An 18,727-nucleotide genomic window follows, 5' to 3' on the forward strand; every position below is an offset into this window, starting at 1 on the left:
ATGTGAGAAATCTACTATTGATGATGCAGTTGTCATAACATTAAAGATTTCTCCTTTCAGTCGAAATGACATGCTAAACAAGATTTCGTATTACTTTCTACTTTTAAGAATTAATCATACGGCAATAGTAAATGATATGTTTCTATTTTTAAGAAATAATTATGAAATCTTGCTAAAAAGAATTGAATAGGGGATCGATTTCTTTATTCAGAAGGTATCAATTCGATTTTTGATCCAACAGCGGCGGAGTTAAATCCTGTCCGTTTCATTTCGCCCCAGCTGCTTTTACCACGCAGCATATCGATATTGCCAAGGATTGCATAATAGACCATGATTGGGTGGAAAATAATGGGTTCCAGAAGTGCGACTGCAATGATCCTGAAAATATCGTTTCTATTGGTATAGTTGAAGTATGATTTCTCTTCCGCAAGTAGTGTAAGTCCTGAGAAAAATATTGCGAAGGAGTAGACTAGTCCCAGCATCATCAGTGTATGATTCCAATCCACTAAGCCGAACATGCTTAAAAAGATCAGGCTAATAACCCCAAAAAATTCCAAAAGTGGGGCCAGCCACTCAAAAAGCAACCAAAATGGGAAACTGATCATCCCCATGATTCCATATTTACGCTTAAAAAACACGTCCTTATGCTTAAGCAAAGTTTCAATAGTCCCACGGGTCCATCTGCTACGCTGCTTTTTGAGAATGCTTAAATTGGGAGGTACCTCAGTCCAGCAAAGTGGCTCTGGAATGTATTTAACCTTATATGGAAGATTTTTTTCGTGCATGTACCGTCTCATTCTCACAATTAGCTCCATGTCTTCACCTACCGTATTAGTATCATAGCCCCCACACGCGATAAGTACGTCCCTGCGGAATACTCCAAATGCACCGGAAATCAGGATCAATCCGTTGATTTTACTCCACGCCATTCTACCCATCAGAAATGCACGAACGTACTCTAGAATCTGAAATCTTACCCAAAGATTACGGGATTGTCTCACCTTCACAATATTTCCACTATCCACGATGGAATCGTTTAAGACGCGAACCACACCCCCCACGGCAATGGTTTTGTTACTTAGTACAAAAGGTTTTACCATTTTAACAAGTGCATCCGGTTGTAAAATACAATCTACATCGATGCAAGCCACTAGCCCGGATCTCGAATAATTGATACCCGCATTCAGTGCATCTGCTTTACCTCCATTCTCTTTATCAATGACAATCAATTTTCTAAGCGAATACTTTTTAGAGGTATAGATTCCTTTAACTCGTTTGGATTCTAATTTTCCAAGCGGTTTTATATTGTTCAGCTTCAGGTCAAACTCCTGAATGAGCTTTTTCATTGTGTCATCTTTGCTGCCGTCATTCACTACAATGATTTCCAGGTGACTATACTTTAATGACATCAATGATTTCACATTCTCAACGATGGTTAGCGACTCGTTATAGGCTGGTGCAATTACTGAAATTCTTGGAGCATATTCAGATTTGCTGATGTATGAATAGTCTGAATAAATATTTGCAGATTTAAACTCCTTGTATGCTTTTCGTGATATCAATGCCAAGGCTAGATAGACCAGTACTACGAAAAGTGTGTAGAAAACAAATATTACATTATAGATATCTAGTATTTCTGACAGGTTCATATCAAGCTACGTTTAAATAATCATTTTTATCCAGTTGGTCACCCTCTTCGTCAGGGTCACTATACACAAGTATTTTTCTAAGAATCAGTGCTTTTTGTGCTTCTTCTGCTACACGAGCACTTCTTGATTTAGACAGGCGAGTAAGTAGATCTAGGTCTGCCTTCTGCTGATAATGTAAAATCATTCTGAGACAAAAGAGTACCACCGATTTTTGTTTATGATTCAACCATCGAGTAAACTGAGGAATCTTATCTCTCGGCAGTTCTTTGAGCATACCATGGATTTTCATTGACTCCCAAACCGATAGGGTTACATTTTGATCGTCCAAAAAGAAAAGGGGATCATATGACAGTCGCATTAGGGACATAATGGCTTCAGCTCTTAATGTCTTATTGCTTACAGAAATGTATTGCTGGATTACAGGCAGGGCGGTAATGATTCGCAGTTTACTCAGCACTTCAAATGCTTTCAGCTTCTGTTTTAAACCTCCTTTTTCGGCTCTTTTAATGTTGAATTGTTGTAATCCCAGATTGAGAAAAAGCCCCTGCAGAGCTGGTAAATGGTCTCTGGATAGTGTCCGTGCCAAGTGAATGAATTCCTCTGTAGCTACTGCTTTGACGGAAACATGTACATTGACTTTTTTGGTTAGGAATTGTTTCAGTCGCTGAATTGACTCTGCCTTTTTATCGGAGGTTATCACTTGAATCAACAGGTATGAAATATGTCTTGCCATCCGCTTCTTCATATACGAATGTCTTTTCTTTGTGCATCGGATAATGAAGATACTGGCGTATATAGCCAGGGTAGTCAACACAATTAGGCTGATACAAACTCCTATGAATGTTGTGCTCAGGACAGCCATAATTTTTTCTTGTTTAGTTGTAGCAGAAAAGCAATTTTCGTCATCAACTTGTCCAAATGAATGGGCTTTTCAGCGAACGCATTGACAAGCGTCTGATTGAGACTTTCCTTCATTTGAGGACTCACATCGGAGGAGAGTAATAAGATTGGAACATTGGGATCTATCTCATTCCGAATGAGCTCTATCATACCACAGCCGGAGAGATAGGGGAGGTAAACTTCTGTAATGACCAAATCAATGTGGCCGTTCTTTACCGTCTTTGCTCCAGATCTGCCATCAGGAGCAGTGAGGCATTTGGCCCCCAGCTTATTCTTGACCATTGAGGCCACTAGCGTTGAGCTGATAAAATCTGGGTCGCAGACCAATATGGTTTTATTGCTTTGCTTCTGGTGTGTTAGTAATGTGTCCATTGCAAAATTTGTTTTTTGGTAATCCAAAGCTGACACATTTCCACACTCTATATAAGCGTATTTCAACCATTTGCATGAAATGCGTGAATCACTTAATAAAAGTCAGTAAAATGCTCAAGGATAGAGGGTTATTGGTTTTGATATTTGTAGCAGCTAATACTACCAAAAAATGAAACATATACACATTACATGCATGATGTTACTTCTTGGGTCTGCGCTTTATGCACAGAGCTGGAAAAATCAAAGCATTGATCAGATATTTAAGCAAGCTCGAACGGAGGCAATGGGAAAACAGTACGTTGCTTCCAGAGAGAAACTTCAATACATTCTCCACTTTGCCCCGAATTACCATGATGTTAAAGTGCAGTTAGGACGAACATATGCATGGGAGGGCCGATATATGGATGCCCTACTCATTTATAATAGGGTATTGAAACAAGATCCGGGATTCATAGAGGCCTTACATGCGAAAATAGATGTAGAGATATGGAGTGATGAGCTGGATGAAGCCTATGAAACAACAAGGCAGGCACTGGAATATCATCCTGATAATGAAGGGTTTCTACTAAAAAGGGCAAAAATCTATCAATATAGAAGAGATCATGATCGCGCGATTGAAACACTGAATGAAGTTTTGAAAGTCAATCCAGCCAACATTGAAGCTTTAGATTTGAAAATAGCACTTGAGGAGGAATCCCGTCAATATACAGCAGTAGTAAGGTCGGGAGTAGATATGTTTGATCAGTCATTTGACCCGGCGATATTTGGTTCGGTGGAGGTGAATAAGAAAAATAACTGGGGAGCTTTGATTGCCAGGGTAAACTATGCCCACCGGTTTGAGCAATTTGGATTGCAGGGCGAAGTAGACGTATATCCGGTTATTACTGATAAAGTGTACGGTTACATTAATTATGGGTTTTCACAAAGCGTATTGTTTTCGAATCATCGAATTGGAGCAGAGGTATACGCAGTTGCTTTCGATAAACTGGAAACATCTTTTGGAGCCAGATATCTTCAATTTTCTACACAAAGCATCGTGACCTACACGGCCTCCATGAGGTATTACTGGAGAAGTTATGAACTATCCATGCGTCCATTCTATACGCATGAAAAATCATTTGCTGCTGCATCTATAGATTTTGGTGTCAAGAAGAATTTCAAAAAGCCTGAAAGCTATCTGGAGTTTTCTGCTGGCTTGGGTTACTCACCTGATATTCGAATTAACCAGACTTTTGCAGGGCAGACAGAATCGTTTTATACACTTGAGTCAAAACGGGCATCCATCAAAGTACAAAGGAGTTTTGGAGATCGTTGGTCTGCATCACTGGAATCAAGATTGAACTATAGGGAATTGTCTGCAGAGTCAGATGAATATTTGTTAATTACCAGCTTGATATCGACCATCAAATATAAATTTTGATCAGCTTTGCAGAATGCAAACATTCGAACTGGAAGAATACGATTTTATCGAACTAAACAAGCTTATGAAGATTATGAACCTGGTGGGTTCAGGGGGGGAGGCCAAGCAATTTATTGATGAGGGTCTGGTGCTGGTAAATGGTCAGGTAGAGAAGCAAAGAAGAAAAAAACTTCGTACAGGAGACGTGGTATCATTTGAAGGCGAAGAGGTAAAGGTGCAGTGAGTTTAGTTGAATTCACCTATATGCCACAGCACTCCAGATGGATCGTAAATAAATCCTTCATGCCCCCAATCAAACGTGGTTGGCTCCACTAGCTTCACCCCCTTGAATTTCTGATCCAGATTTTTGGCTTTCAGGATTTCCCAGTATTCTGATAGTGATTGCACTTCCAAAAAAACCATTGAGTTTTCCACCCAATCTTTCACAAAATGGTCTTGCAGGTAGAACCCAAAATTATCAATTGCGAAGTAGGATAATTTAGGTGAAGTAATTATTTCTTCAAATCCCCACGCATTGTAAAAGTCTCGAGAGAGCTTATAATCTTTGGCACCTATAAAGGTTCTGATTGAATTGACGATTGGTTTCATGGTTTATTGGCGAGCATAATGTTTTACGTAATTTCGCATAATTTTCTCAATTGTGAATTTTCATCCGGAGGAAAGGTGGATCGACTGGGTCGATCAGCTTTCAATAAATGACTTTGTCGTTATAGACGATTTTTTACCTGAAGACCTGTATAAGCGGGTGCGGGCTTTTCTTCTTACCAAATTGAAGGAGGATGAGTTTGATCGTGCTGGTATTGGCTCTTTAAACAACCTAAAAGATACTTCAATTCGAGGGGACTTTACATACTGGTTGGACAAGGAAAGGGATCAGAATGTATCTGCAGCTTTTGAAATTATTGAGGAGACGAAGGATGTCTTAAATCGGTTTTGTTTTCTCAGCTTATCCGGATACGAATTTCATTTGGCTTACTATCCTGAGGGCACCTATTACAAAAAGCACTTGGATCAGTTTCAGGAGCGAAGCAACCGCATGATCTCCATGATTATTTATCTGAATGAAGGCTGGAAAAAAGGAGATGGGGGAGAGTTGAAGATTTTTAGAGAAAATGATGAGTTGATTATTGATCCGGTTGCCGGTCGGTGTGTGATGTTTAAAAGCGCTGACGTTCCACATGAGGTGATGCAAACCAATGTAGGTCGCTACAGTCTTACCGGTTGGTTACTCTATCAGCCGAGCGGATTTGGGTTTGTTTTGGGGTGATTTTTTAAACTTTTGGAAAGTTTCAAACTTTCCAAAAGTTTTTCAAACATGCTCCGAAATCACCCACCCCGCACTCCAGCAAGCCTGAAAGTTAAAGCCCCCGGTGAGGGCATCAATATCCAGCACCTCACCAGCCAGGTAGAGGTTGGGATAGCGTTTGCACTCAAAGGTGTTTAGGTCAACTTCTGACAATTTTATACCTCCCGCGGTAACAAACTCTTCTTTGAACGTACTCTTGCCATCCACTGAATATCGACCTTGACCCAGCTCTTCTACCAATTTGTTTAATTGCTTTTTGGATAGCTCTGCGAAAGGCGTTCCAACCCCAATTCCACATTGATCTATTATTCGTTCCCAGAATCTCTTGGGAAGATTGAAAATCGGGTAATTGATCACCTTTCTTTTAGGATTAGCTGCTGCATATTCCTTTATTCTGGTTCTGATTTCGTCCGGCTTCAATGTTCCGGTAAAGTTGATCAACACATCAAATCGATAGTTTTTGTCTGCCAACTCATACGCTCCACGGGATGACAGCTTCAACACCGCAGGCCCACTCAACCCCCAATGTGTGATCAGCATCGGACCACCTTCTTCCAGTTTTGTGCCTGTTATTTTCACTTGCACTTGATCAAAGGAAATTCCCTGTAGATCCTGAATTCGAGAGTCTTTGATGTTAAAAGTGAATAGGGAGGGAACCAGATGTGTTAGCTCAAGTCCCAGCTCTTCCAGCACTTTCCAGGTGGCCGTGGAGGAGCCGGTGGCGATTATCACCTTATCCACCTTATAAGTCGTGGTTTTAGTGAAAACTATCCATCCATCATTGCTCTGTTTCAATTGGGTCAGTGCTTCATTTTGTAGAATCGTCACCCCATGTTTCCTTGCTTCATTCAGAAAGCAATCAATGATAATTTGGGAGTCGTCCGTGACCGGAAACATGCGTTGGTCTTCTTCTGCTTTGGTTTCCACACCCCGCTGTTGCAGCCAATCTACCATATCCGATGTGCTAAATCTTTTGAAAAGTGGATGAAGTTTCTTGTTTCCTCTGGGGTAGAAGGTTACTAGTTCCGAAGGCTTGGTACGGGCATTGGTTACGTTACACCGCCCGCCACCGGAGACTTTGACTTTACTTAGTAGCTTGACTGATTTTTCTAATATGGTCACCTGATAGTCCGGGTGTTTCGCTGCAATGTTAATTGCTGCAAAAAAGCCAGCAGCACCTCCTCCAATGACGATCACTTTCACGCTTCAAAGAAATACAATTGTATTAAATTAAGTACTCAATTCGATCATAATGGCATACTGTTATTTCAATGGAGGGATGGTAGACGAAAAGGAGGTAAGTCTATCCATTCACAACTTTGGTGTTCATCGGGGCTTTGGTGTGTTCGATTTCTTTCGAATGCGTGATGGAAAATATTCGTTCATTCAAGATCACTTAGATCGATTCGAAAAGTCTCAGCGATTTATGGATTTATCTCACATTATCGAGCAGGATGAAATCCGAGAGGCTGTGGATACGCTGAGAGATTGGAATGGTTATACAGATGCCGGATTCAAGCTGATGCTCCTTGCAGATGGTAAAGATTCTGATGCAGAACTGTCTCCACTGTTTTTTATTCTGCAGTCTGATCTGTCTAAACATGAATCAGCTCCTTATGCAAGTGTGATTTTGCATGAATATGTACGTGAATATCCTCAGATCAAGACGATTAACTACTTTACAAGCAACTTATTGCATCGTAAGAAGGCGAGGGCAGGAGCTATAGATGTTATTTACCATAAGAATAATTTAATCAGCGAAGCATCTCGTAGTAATGTTTTTATTATTCAGGATGGCATCTTTAAAACACCTGCTGAAAAAATTCTGGAGGGAATTACCCGAAAGCAGGTTCTCGAGGTTGCAGCGCAGATTGGCTCTGTGCAAGTGACGGATGTCACTGTTGATGACTTTTTTACTGCTGATGAAATATTTATTTGCAGTACGCTTAAGGAAATATGCCCCATTGTAGAGGTTGATGGAAACTCAATAGGTAGTGGAAAAGTTGGCCCTCTCTCAAGAAGGATCAGCCAACTTTTTCAGCAAAAGTCGAGGGATGACCACTTCCGACTGTAAACGGTCTGGTTTATTATATCGTGTATACCGCTAGTTAAAGTGATTCATGGTCCGCTCCATTCCGATCGTGCAAAAAGACTTGATCGCATCAATGGTTCGATCCATATTTAGCACCAGTTCGTCCATTTCCTGCTTGTTAAATGGACTTAACACATAATCGACTTGCTGTCCTTTGTGGTAGTTGTCACCAACGCCGAAACGCAGGCGTGGATAATTGGCACCACCACATAGCTGTTCAATGTTTTTTAATCCGTTATGGCCTCCTGCTGAACCTTTAGGTTTTAGTCGAATTTTACCATAAGGAAGGGCGATATCGTCGGTAATTACCAGGAGGTTTTCTTTTGAGATTTTGTGCAACTGCAGGTAATGATTCACGGCCTTTCCACTCAGGTTCATGTAAGTCGTAGGCTTAATCAAATGCAGGGATCGTCCCTTGTGTTTCACCTCGGACGTATAGGCGAGTTTGTTCATTTCAAACTTGGTACCTTCCTGATCCGCCATTCGATCAAGAACCAGGAAGCCGATGTTATGTCGAGTCAACTCATACTCAGGACCGATATTTCCCAAGCCAACGATAAGGTATTTCATAATTTAAAAAGCAAAAAAAAATCCCGACGCGAAGGTCGGGATTAAAATAGATATTTTGAAATGAATTATGCTTCAGCTGGTGCTTCAGCTGCTGGTGCATCCCCACCTTCTGCTTCTGCTCCTTCTTCACCTTCCAATTCTTCTTCTTCTGCCTCTTTGCCTTTAAGCGCTCTAGGTACTTCAATACCCGCAAGCGTCACGAGTGGGCTATTTAGAATTTCATAGTCTCCGGTTTCAAGCTCACCTACTTTGATAGACTTCCCTAAACCAAGCTTTGAAACATCAACCTCGATGTATTCAGGCATGTTTTTAGGAAGGGCTTTGATCTGCAAGTATTTTACTTTTCTGATCAATTTACCTCCTTGCTGAATACCAGGAGCTGTACCTACTGGGTGAACAGGGATGTTCATTTTGATAGGAGTCCCTCTGAATAGCTGAAGGAAATCAACGTGCATGATGATCTCACTCACTGGGTGGAACTGAACATCTTGAAGGATTGCTTCAAATGGTTCTGGTTCGCCTTCAATTGTTAATAAAGCGAAGTGTGCTTCGTCAGTGTATACCAGGTCTCTAAACAAGATCATTGGAGCGTAGAAGTGAATCTGGTGATCACCGCCGTATACCACGCACGGAACCATCCCTTCTTCTCTTAAGCGCTTCGCTTCTGTCTTGCCGAGATTTGCTCTTTTATACCCTATAATCTCAACAGTTTTCATAATTGAATTTGATTTAAAATATGATTATTTAATAAATAAAGAACTAATTGATTCGTGATCGTGGATTTTACGAATCGCTTTCGCAAACAATTCTGCCACAGTCAGTACTTTGATTTTTGAGCTTTCCTGCTTTTGAGGGATCGTATCTGTAATGATCAATTCTTCTAATGCAGATTCCTCAATATTTTTATATGCATTCCCGGAAAGCACGCCATGTGTGGCAAATGCTCTAACGGAATTGGCTCCTTTTTCTTTCAATAGCGTTGCAGCCTTACTAATCGTTCCTGCTGTGTCCACCATGTCATCAACTAAAACAACATCCTTACCTTCTACATCACCAATTACCTGCATAGACGCCACCTCATTTGCCCGCTTTCTATGCTTGTCACAGATCACCATGTCTACTTCAAACAGCTTTGCATATGAACGAGCTCGAGCAGTTCCTCCCACATCTGGAGAGGCGATGATCATGTTATCAAGTTTTAGGTTTTTGATGTATGGATAGAAGATCGCTGATCCATCCAGGTGATCAACAGGAATATCGAAAAATCCTTGTATTTGTCCTGCATGCAAGTCACAAGTCATGATTCTATCTGCACCTGCAGATGTCAATACATTTGCAGCCAATTTTGCCGCAATGGAAACTCTTGGTTTGTCTTTTCTGTCCTGACGCGCATACCCAAAGTAAGGAACAACAACTGTCACATACTTCGCACTTGCTCTTCGCGCAGCATCAATTAATAATAGTAATTCCCAAATATTGTCAGCAGGAGGGACGGTAGGCTGAATGATGAATACATCTGATCCTCTAACAGATTCTGTGAAATAAACACCCATTTCGCCATCACTAAACGTTTGCTTTTCACTCTTGCCCAGGGGCTTGCCGTAATTATCGGCAATAGCGTTTGCCAATTGCGGGTGGGCTGATCCTGCGAAAATCTTTACTGATGACATCTTTACCTAAAATAAATCCCACCTACGTTGGTGGGATCTGATCTTGTTGTTCTTTTTAGAACTTGTTGGCCTACTAGGGCTCGAACCTAGACTCTTCTGGACCAAAACCAGACGTGTTGCCAGTTACACCATAGGCCAATACCGGATGATTTCAATAAGTGTTGTCCTTCACTTCCGTTTAAACGGACGGCAAAATTAGCCGATAATTTTTTAAATCAAAAGGCTACACTTTGGATTTTATCCAATTAAATGCATTTGCAAAAGGCTCCATCCATGGAGATACTTCAGCGCCTTCTAATCCTTGCTTATATGGCCAGTTCCAGGCAAATAAGGAACGCTCTAAATGAGGCATAATCGCAAGATGTCTTCCATCTTCTGAACAAAGTGCTGCTGTATCGTAAGAGCTGCCGTTTGTGTTACCCGGAAATTCAGAATAGGAGTACTTCACAGGAATCTTTACATCTGATTTATTTTTAAGCATGAATCGCCCTTCACCATGCGCCAACCAAATGCCCAGTCTTGATCCAACCATGGATTCCAGCATGATGGAGTTTGTTTCTTCAATATCTACACCTACGAACCCGCATTCAAATTTTTCGGAAGTATTATGATGCATCTTCGGGTGATTGTCACCCAATTCAGGATAGACCAATCCAAGCTCCATCATCAATTGACAGCCGTTGCAAACACCTAAACTCAACGTATCTTCTCTTGCGTAAAATGCATCGAGGGCGGCTTTTGCCTTCTCATTAAATAAGAACGAGCCTGCCCAGCCTTTTGCTGATCCTAGCACATCAGAGTTGGAGAAACCTCCAACAAACACGATCATGTTTACTTCACTCAAATCTTCACGACCGGTGATTAGGTCTGTCATGTGCACATCCTTTACATCAAACCCGGCCAGCCATAATGCGTAAGCCATTTCCCGATCACTATTCACTCCTTGCTCACGGATGATCGCCGCTTTTACTCCGGACTTTCCTTTTCGGTTAAATTCCAGATTGTAACTAGAAGCCTTTCCATCAAATCGTTTAGGGAAAGAGTAGGAAAGTGGCTGCTTAAACTTATTGGCAGTTCGGTTCTTTGAAATTTCAGGTGTAGTTTGCTTTAAGTCAAGCAATGCTGAAGTCTTAAACCAATCATTTCTTGATTTCTCAATATCGAAGGTATGCGAAAACATTCCGTTCTTAACCTCTACTTTTCGATCCTCGATCACTTCACCGATTTCTCTGTGAGACACACCAGCGGCAACTAAATGTTTGATCGCTTTTTCATCGTTGATTTGAAGAATCAAACCCGGCTTTTCTGAGAATAACACCTTTACCGGATCGGCTTCTCCTAAGGAGGAGAGATCTACTTTTAAGCCACCCTGTGTATTTGCAAAGTTCATTTCAAGGAGTGTGGTAATCAGACCCCCTGCTGACACATCGTGTCCGGCTATCACATGCCCTTCGTTTATTAATTGCTGAACCGTATTGAAAGCCTTGGCTACAACTGCTGATTTTGCTTCCGGGGTTTTTGCACCAAGTTTCGATTGGGTCTGTGCAAACGAAGAGCCGCCCAATTCAAAACCGCCTCCTGAGAAATCGATGTAAATGATTTTAGAATCCTTCTGATTGTAATCTATGACCGGACTTACGGTTTTGTTGATATCGGAAACCTCCCCAACAGAACTGATAATCACTGTTCCCGGTGCATACACTTTTTCGCCATCCGGATATTTTTGGGTCATCGACATGGAGTCTTTCCCTGTCGGAACGTTGATCCCTAATTCGCAGGCAAAATCACTTATAGCTTTCACTCCTTCATAAAGACGAGCGTTTTCTCCTTCATTCTTTGCTGGCCACATCCAGTTGGCACTCAATGAGACCCCTTTCAGTCCATGAGTCAAAGGTGCCCAAACGAGGTTGGTTAAAGCTTCAGTAATGGAAAGTCTAGACCCTGCACCAGCGTTGATTAATCCGGGGACAGGAGAGTGTCCAATCGAAGTGGCAATCCCTTTATTTGACTTGAAGTCCAGTGCCATTACCGCTACATTGTTTAATGGCAATTGAAGCTCACCACACGTTTGCTGAGTAGCTACTCTTCCTGTTACACATCGGTCTACCTTGTTCGTGAGCCAGTCTTTACAGGCTACTGCTTCCATTTGTAAAACAGCTTCGAGGTACTCATCAATCTTGTTCTCAGAGTAGCTGACATCTTCAAAATTGGATTGCTGCGTTTTATCTTCCAGTATGGTCTTCGGAGATGATCCAAAAAGATGGTGAAGCTTTAGATCAAATGGCGATGCTTCTCCATTATTCTCAAACTTCAATTCATTGTTATCTCCCGCTTCGCCAACTTCATAATAGGGGGCTCTTTCCCTTTCAGAAACGCGTTTCAGGTATGCTGCATCCTGATCTTTGATGACCAATCCCATACGTTCCTGGGATTCGTTTCCAAGCACTTCTTTAGCGGATAGCGTTTCATCTCCCACAGGCAGTTTCTTTAAGTCAATTACACCACCGGTTTCTTCCACCAATTCTGATAGACAGTTTAAGTGGCCTCCTGCACCATGATCATGAATGGAAGTGATGGTATTATCCTCCAGTTCCACCATTGCGCGAACAGCATTGGCTACTCGCTTTTGCATCTCCGGGTTGGATCGTTGAACTGCATTTAGCTCGAGTGCTTGATTGAATGCACCTGTATCAACGGAAGAAACAGCGCCACCACCCATTCCAATGCGGTAGTTGTCGCCACCCATCACTACGATTTTTTCACCAGCGCTTACCGTCTTTTTCTGAGCTTCTTTCTTCTTACCATAACCGATTCCACCGGCTTGCATGATTACCTTATCATAGCCAAATTTCTTTCCACCTTCTTCATGCTCGAAGGTTAGCACGCTACCACAAATGAGTGGTTGACCGAATTTGTTGCCGTAATCACTGGCTCCATTGGATGCTTTGGTCAGAATTTCCTGAGGCGTCTGATACAGCCATTTTCTGGCAGGCTTTTCCCAATCTCTTCCATTCTCTAATCGTGAGTAGGATGTCATGTAGACCGCAGTACCTGCTAATGGAATACTACCTTGACCACCTGCCATCCGGTCTCTGATTTCTCCACCGGAACCGGTTGCTGCTCCGTTGAATGGTTCCACTGTAGTAGGGAAGTTATGTGTCTCAGCTTTAAGTGAGATAACTGATTCAAATTCTTTAGTGTCAAACCAATCCGGTTTGTCCTGAGTGGATGGTGCGAATTGTTCAACCTTTGGTCCCTGGATGAAAGCCACATTGTCTTTGTATGCAGAAACCAGGTAGTTCGGATGCTCCCTGGAGGTACGTTTAATCCATTGGAAGAGGGAGAGTTCCTGCTCTTCTCCATCTATGATGAATATGCCGTTGAAAATCTTGTGTCTGCAGTGTTCAGAGTTTATCTGAGAAAATCCAAATACTTCAGAGTCAGTAAGTGGTCGCCCGATTTCTCTTGATACTTGTTCGAGGTAATCAATTTCTTCTGTGCTGAGTGCTAACCCTTCTTGTTTATTGTATGAGGCAATATCATGTATGTGCTCAATCGGTGCGGGCTCTCGATCGAGTGTGAAAATGGATTGATCCAATCCTTGATACACTTGTTGAAGCATGGGGTCAAATGCTCCGGCTGATGATTCAGAGATATAGGTTTCAATTCTGTAGATAGCCTCAATCCCTGCATTGTGGGCAATGTCTGAAGCATTGGTGCTCCATGGAGAAATCATCTCTTTTCTGGGACCGATGAACTTCCCGGCTATTTCGTTTTTTTCAACAGGTTTAGCTCCCGAGAAGAGCCAGGTAAGCTTGTAAATTTGGTCTGATGAGAGTTTTTCTGAAACACCAACGGCGATAACAGCGTCTTCAGAATTTTGGAAGAATTGAATCATTGAAGGAACCTCGTTTTGAAGTCCGCAAAATTAAGGATTTGACGTGAGAGGTTTTCAAAACCTTTAAGGTCTTTTACTTTAATTAGCAGCATCCGATTAAGATTTCCTGACAGCTTCAACACTACCCCATCCCTAAAGGGTGTTGCTAAAATGGTCCTTTAGGGAATTAAAGGGTATTATTAGGCTGAATTACCATTTCGATAATCTTAATCGGACATCAATATTTTTTATTTCAACAATTTCCGAATGCTCTTTTTCAATGCCTTAACAGTCATCACCGAATACCCAATCACGACCTTATCAATGATCCCTTCTCGGTTAACAACGAAGTGTGTGGGATAGGATCGGACGTTCATTTCCTGACAAAAATCTTTGACCCTCGGAATTGACTGATAAGCAAATGTTCGTTTACTAAGAAACTTGTTTACTTGTTGCTCATCATCAAAAGTAGGAGCAAGAAAGACAATTCCTTCTTCTTTAAATTCCTCCACCATTTCATTCATTTCAGGCATTTCCATGATGCATGGTTTACATCTGGTAAACCAAAAGTTCACAAGAAATATTTCGCCCTCTAATTGTTTTTTGGTGTAAGTTTTACCATCCAGAGTTGTCAATTCAAAATCCGGAAAAGGCTCACCTTTCATGCGTTTTACTTCCTTTTTGGCATCAGCCACTTCTTTAATTTGCTCTTTTGTAGGTTGCTGAGCAAGCGACAGCAGGGGTAGTAAGATCAGCAGGGTACTAGCGAGTTTCATTTATATAGGATGTCTTATTTAATATCAATTTAGCAACTTCCGGTTTAATCAACTGATGATGCTTGAGTGGAAGGATGTCTACACGAAAATCACCCATTTTTTCAATAATGGGTAAAATCTTTTGCGGTTTGATGATCTGGTCTTCGCTTCCAAGGATGATACGTCTGTCAAACGAATGCTTTTTGAAATGCATGGAAAGCTGACGTTTGGAATAACCAAGCGATTTAAAATGATTCCACGATATATATACACGCTTTCGGTTTACATCATCTCCCAATTCCTTTTTTATAAAGTTTCCCAGGTATGGACTGACTAGTTTGTATTTTTCATTTAGAGTAACCAGTTTCTCCAGCTTGTTGGGGCGGAGCATGAGGTATTTAAATAGCCACTTGATTGATCGGTTAGTGACAAGTTTGAACCAAATCGTTAGAAAAACACCATCCGGACCGATAAGGATCAATTCATCAATTCTTTGTGGAAATGCCAAAGTGGATGCTATTGCAAATCGCCCACCTAAACTGTAACCTAAAACCGAAAATCTGTCAATTTTCTCTTTTTGTAAGAATGCTTCCAGGTAGGTATACCATTCTTTTTTGGAAAGTTTCCCGAAATCACGATAACTGTCCCCGTGATAGAAAATGTCGATGGCATAAATGGTGTAATGATCTTCCAGGATTTTTCCCCAGGAACTAAAAATATTCTTGTTTTGTCCAAATCCATGGAAAGCAATTAAAACATTGTTACCCTCTCCATACCTTGTATAGACAAGCTGTCCATTTGGTACATCAACTTTCGTCATACGAGCATGAAAATAGGTGCATTTTCCATGTACTGAAAAAAAAGTTGAAAAAAAGCGAACTATTCTCCGTGCCCTACGTTGATTTGCACGACGGAAACTTTAGGTGTTATTAAAGTTTCCAGAGTATTTGCGGTTATTAACGGGAAATTAGCATTGGAAGCGAAAGAAAAAATACTGAATAGTGCGGAGGAGTTATTTATTCAATATGGAATCCGGAGTGTAACCATGGATGATGTGGCCAGAGCGGCTTCTATGTCAAAAAAGACTTTGTATCAATATTTTGACAACAAGGATGGCCTGGTTTCTGAAGTGGCGAAAAATCATTTTGAGAAAGAAGCATCGGAGTTTGAGGAGATTGATCAGCAGGCCACTGATGCCATTCACGAAATTATACTTGTATCACAATGCTTACGTAAGCACGTTTTCAGAATGAACCCGTCATTGCTTTATGATATGCAGAAATATCATGGTGCTGCATGGGACAAATACCTCGAATTCAAACACTCAATTATTCGAGGATACATTGAGAAAAACATAGAAAGAGGAAAGAAGGAGGGGCTGTTTCGGGAAGAAGTGAATGCCAAAGTACTTTCCATCCTGCGAGTAGAGTGCGTTCAGTTGGTGTTCAATACCCGCATTTTCCCGCGAGAAGAATTTGATTTTCCTTCTGTTCAGCTTCAAATCCTTGATCATTTTATTCACGGGTTGCTAACAGATAAAGGCCGAAGGAAATACGAAGAATACATGCAACAAGAATCTACAACTCACATACGCTAATTTTATGAAAGGACTACTCATATCATTATTACTAATTGGCTTTGCGATGAAATTGGAGGCGCAAGAGCCTATTGACCTTACGCTTGAGGATTGTATAAGGTATGCTCTGGAAAACAATGAGCAGCTTAAGATTAAGCAGTTAGACAGGGAAATAGCAGAGGCGGAAGTTAGAAAAACCATTTCAATGGGGCTTCCTCAAGCTAACGTCAACGGAGGTTTGAATTATAATTTCGAGCCACAGAAAAGCCTGTTGGATCCTAATTCATTCCCTGGTGGATCGGGAGGTGCGACAGAGGACATTGAAGTTTCTTTTCAGCAGAAATATGATGGAAACATAGGACTTGGTGTTGATCAGTTGATTTTTGACGGTTCCTACTTTGTGGGACTTCAAGCTGCGAGGACTTACAAAGAACTTTCAACTAAAGAACATCAGAAGTCTAAGATCGATATCGTTGAAGCTGTCAGCAAGGCTTACTACAATGCTTTGATTGCTGAAGAGCAGCTAGAACTACTAGAGAAAAACATCCATAGGTTGGATACCCTCCTGAACGAGACCAGAGAGATGTATGAGGCCGGTTTTGCAGAGAAGATTGATGTCGATCGAATTCGGGTCAACTACAACAACCTCAAGGTAGATTTAAGCAGGACTCGTCAATTAAAAGATGTAAGTCGAAAGCTTCTGAAGTTTCAGATGGGAATGGATTTGAATCAACCAATCTCATTAATGGAAAACCTTGAAGATGTTGAAGTGGATGTGCCAATTGTGCCGATTGAAAATTTTAATTACAATCAGCGAATTGAATATTCTCAATTGCAAACGAATCGAAATTTGGCATACTTGGATTTGAAAAACAACAAGGTTCAATACCTTCCAAAGCTATACGCACGATTCGGATATGGTTGGAATACAGCTGCCGCTACGGGAAGTGATCTTTTTGTTTCCCGCAGATGGTTAGATAATGGAGCAATCGGTATTACTGCATCAATTCCAATTTTTGATGGATTCTTGAAAAGCAATAAAATTCAGCAAAACAGATTACAGGTAAAGCAGATTGAAAATCAGATGTCTTATGTAGAAAAAAGCATAGACCTTGAAATCGAACAATCTAAAATAAGCCTGAATAGTCAGCTTGAAACATTGGAGGTTCAAAAACAAAATGTAGAGCTGGCCCAGGAAGTATATGATATATCAAAAGTAAAGTATCAGGAAGGAGTAGGATCCAACCTGGAGGTGATTGACGCTGATGCATCGTTGAAAGAAGCACAAACCAATTACCTCAATGCCTTGTATCAGGCAATCACATCACAAATCGAACTTAAAAAAGCACTAGGAACACTTTATAAAAATTAGGATCATGCAAAAGATCAAACTCATAATCACACTTACCATTCTATCTGCTATAGCGGTCGCATGTGGCAGTGCATCCGGTGAGCAAGGGCTTGCTGATAAAAAGAAAAAACTGAAGGAACTTCAGGGTCAATCCATCGAACTTAAAGCTGAAATTGCTAAGCTGGAAGAAGAAATCAAATCAGAAGACCCTGATTTCAACCAGAAGAAATCCGCAGTTCTTGTATCGGTAGAGACTTTGGCTAAAAAGACCTTTACCCATTCCGTAGAAATAAGAGGAGCAGTTGAGTCTAGAAAGAATGTTTTGCTTTCTGCTGAAGCTATGGGGAAAATTGAAACGATCCATGTAAGAGAAGGTCAACGAGTATCAAAAGGGCAGGTTTTGGTCTCTTTAGATACTGATATGGTAAGGAATAATATTAAACAGACGCAAGCACAGCTTGACTTGGCAACTGAAGTTTTCGGAAGGCAAGAACGTTTATGGAAGAAGAACATTGGAACTGAAGTGCGATACCTGGAAGCAAAGGCAAATAAGGAGACTCTTGAGAGTCAATTGGCAGTGTTGCAGTCTCAGCTTGATATGATGATTGTAAAAGCTCCATTTAGTGGAATTGTGGACAATATTCCTGCAAAAGTAGGAGAGGTGGCTCAACCGGGGCTTCCACTCGTAAGATTGGTAAATCCGGATGACATCTATATTTCAGCGGATGCGTCTGAGTCGTTCCTTGGCAAGTTTTCACCAAATCAAGAAGTTGAGGTTTACTTTCCTTCTCAGAATAAGCGAATTAAATCTAGAATTAAGTCTGTTGGACAAACCATTAAAACAGACAACCGAACCTTCGAACTTGAAGTAGAGTTACCAAAATTAGATTTTCCGGCACAACCGAACCAGGTAGTGGTATTGCGCCTGGTTGATTACAGAAATGATCAGGCGTTAGTGGTGCCTACAGAAGTTATCCAGGGAGATAACGGAGGAAACTATGTGTATGTAATCACCAATAAAGGCGAAGAACAGGTGGCTACCAAAAGGCAGGTGAAATTAGGAGTCTCGCACAATCTAAAGACCGAAGTAGACTCAGGACTGAATGCAGGTGATAAAGTGGTAGTAAAGGGGCACAGAGATCTGTCTGACGGGGTTCAAGTTTCCATCGTTAAATAAGCTGAATCTTTA

At 41.2% G+C, this 18,727-nt stretch carries 18 protein-coding genes and 1 tRNA gene; 7 read left to right on the plus strand and 12 right to left on the minus strand.

The window, feature by feature from the left end:
* Positions 1–203: 203 nt before the first annotated feature.
* From ACXAH9_RS14960 to ACXAH9_RS14970, 3 genes are read right to left on the minus strand one after another with little or no spacing between them, the layout of a single operon-like run.
* Positions 204–1,649 (minus strand): glycosyltransferase family 2 protein, encoded by a 1,446-nt coding sequence (locus ACXAH9_RS14960; protein WP_474895661.1) that lies wholly within the window; start codon positions 1,647–1,649, stop codon positions 204–206.
* A 1-nt stretch (position 1,650) separates the two neighbouring features.
* Complete coding sequence (locus ACXAH9_RS14965) at positions 1,651–2,511, minus strand: hypothetical protein (protein WP_474895662.1); 861 nt, start codon at positions 2,509–2,511, stop codon at positions 1,651–1,653.
* Positions 2,499–2,921 (minus strand): response regulator, encoded by a 423-nt coding sequence (locus ACXAH9_RS14970; RefSeq protein WP_474895663.1) that lies wholly within the window; start codon positions 2,919–2,921, stop codon positions 2,499–2,501. Before ACXAH9_RS14970 ends, ACXAH9_RS14965 begins: the two co-directional genes overlap by 13 nt.
* 169 nt (positions 2,922–3,090) lie before the next feature.
* On the opposite strand from ACXAH9_RS14970, the gene ACXAH9_RS14975 reads away from it, so the two are divergent.
* Complete coding sequence (locus tag ACXAH9_RS14975) at positions 3,091–4,341, plus strand: YaiO family outer membrane beta-barrel protein (RefSeq protein ID WP_474895664.1); 1,251 nt, start codon at positions 3,091–3,093, stop codon at positions 4,339–4,341.
* Between the two features lie 13 nt (positions 4,342–4,354).
* Positions 4,355–4,564 (plus strand): RNA-binding S4 domain-containing protein, encoded by a 210-nt coding sequence (locus ACXAH9_RS14980; protein ID WP_474895665.1) that lies wholly within the window; start codon positions 4,355–4,357, stop codon positions 4,562–4,564.
* 2 nt (positions 4,565–4,566) lie between these two features.
* On the opposite strand, the gene ACXAH9_RS14985 is transcribed toward ACXAH9_RS14980, so the two are convergent.
* A complete protein-coding gene (locus ACXAH9_RS14985) occupies positions 4,567–4,929 on the minus strand; it encodes a VOC family protein (protein ID WP_474895666.1) in 363 nt (120 codons plus the stop codon).
* Positions 4,930–4,981: 52 nt separating this feature from the next.
* On the opposite strand from ACXAH9_RS14985, the gene ACXAH9_RS14990 reads away from it, so the two are divergent.
* Complete coding sequence (locus ACXAH9_RS14990; protein WP_474895667.1) at positions 4,982–5,608, plus strand: 2OG-Fe(II) oxygenase; 627 nt, start codon at positions 4,982–4,984, stop codon at positions 5,606–5,608.
* 42 nt (positions 5,609–5,650) lie between these two features.
* Here the strand turns inward: ACXAH9_RS14990 and ACXAH9_RS14995 are convergent, their stop codons facing one another.
* Positions 5,651–6,850 (minus strand): BaiN/RdsA family NAD(P)/FAD-dependent oxidoreductase, encoded by a 1,200-nt coding sequence (locus ACXAH9_RS14995; RefSeq protein ID WP_474895668.1) that lies wholly within the window; start codon positions 6,848–6,850, stop codon positions 5,651–5,653.
* A 49-nt stretch (positions 6,851–6,899) separates the two neighbouring features.
* Between ACXAH9_RS14995 and ACXAH9_RS15000 the strand changes: the two genes are divergently transcribed.
* Positions 6,900–7,721: an aminotransferase class IV gene (locus ACXAH9_RS15000; protein ID WP_474895669.1), complete on the plus strand. Its 822-nt coding sequence runs from the start codon at positions 6,900–6,902 to the stop codon at positions 7,719–7,721.
* A 30-nt stretch (positions 7,722–7,751) separates the two neighbouring features.
* Here ACXAH9_RS15000 and pth read toward each other — a convergent pair whose 3' ends face one another.
* From pth to ACXAH9_RS15035, 7 genes are all read right to left on the minus strand, one after another.
* Positions 7,752–8,309, minus strand: coding sequence for an aminoacyl-tRNA hydrolase (pth, locus tag ACXAH9_RS15005; protein ID WP_474895670.1), 558 nt, complete (start codon positions 8,307–8,309; stop codon positions 7,752–7,754).
* Positions 8,310–8,374: 65 nt separating this feature from the next.
* The gene (locus tag ACXAH9_RS15010) at positions 8,375–9,025 is read right to left on the minus strand and encodes a 50S ribosomal protein L25/general stress protein Ctc (protein WP_474895671.1); all 651 of its coding nucleotides are present in this window, start codon (positions 9,023–9,025) and stop codon (positions 8,375–8,377) included.
* A gap of 24 nt (positions 9,026–9,049) precedes the next feature.
* Positions 9,050–9,979: a ribose-phosphate pyrophosphokinase gene (locus ACXAH9_RS15015; RefSeq protein ID WP_474895672.1), complete on the minus strand. Its 930-nt coding sequence runs from the start codon at positions 9,977–9,979 to the stop codon at positions 9,050–9,052.
* 65 nt (positions 9,980–10,044) lie between these two features.
* A tRNA-Gln gene (locus ACXAH9_RS15020) sits at positions 10,045–10,117 on the minus strand.
* Between the two features lie 85 nt (positions 10,118–10,202).
* On the minus strand, positions 10,203–13,877 hold the full coding sequence (purL, locus tag ACXAH9_RS15025) for a phosphoribosylformylglycinamidine synthase (protein ID WP_474895673.1): 3,675 nt from the start codon (positions 13,875–13,877) through the stop codon (positions 10,203–10,205).
* Positions 13,878–14,104: 227 nt separating this feature from the next.
* Positions 14,105–14,632 (minus strand): TlpA family protein disulfide reductase, encoded by a 528-nt coding sequence (locus ACXAH9_RS15030; protein ID WP_474895674.1) that lies wholly within the window; start codon positions 14,630–14,632, stop codon positions 14,105–14,107.
* Positions 14,619–15,431: an alpha/beta hydrolase gene (locus tag ACXAH9_RS15035; RefSeq protein ID WP_474895675.1), complete on the minus strand. Its 813-nt coding sequence runs from the start codon at positions 15,429–15,431 to the stop codon at positions 14,619–14,621. The genes ACXAH9_RS15030 and ACXAH9_RS15035 overlap by 14 nt, the downstream gene beginning before the upstream one ends.
* A gap of 153 nt (positions 15,432–15,584) precedes the next feature.
* Here ACXAH9_RS15035 and ACXAH9_RS15040 point away from each other — a divergent pair, with 153 nt between their 5' ends.
* Genes ACXAH9_RS15040 through ACXAH9_RS15050 form a run of 3 tightly spaced genes read left to right on the plus strand, consistent with a single transcriptional unit; the run spans position 15,585 to position 18,715 of the window.
* A complete protein-coding gene (locus ACXAH9_RS15040) occupies positions 15,585–16,208 on the plus strand; it encodes a TetR/AcrR family transcriptional regulator (protein WP_474895676.1) in 624 nt (207 codons plus the stop codon).
* Positions 16,209–16,212: 4 nt separating this feature from the next.
* Positions 16,213–17,559 (plus strand): TolC family protein, encoded by a 1,347-nt coding sequence (locus ACXAH9_RS15045; protein ID WP_474895677.1) that lies wholly within the window; start codon positions 16,213–16,215, stop codon positions 17,557–17,559.
* Positions 17,560–17,563: 4 nt separating this feature from the next.
* Positions 17,564–18,715, plus strand: a complete 1,152-nt coding sequence (locus ACXAH9_RS15050) for an efflux RND transporter periplasmic adaptor subunit (RefSeq protein WP_474895678.1) — start codon at positions 17,564–17,566, stop codon at positions 18,713–18,715.
* The last annotated feature ends 12 nt before the right edge of the window (positions 18,716–18,727 follow it).

The sequence above is a fragment of the Ekhidna sp. ABH4_415 genome (genome assembly GCF_056161305.1).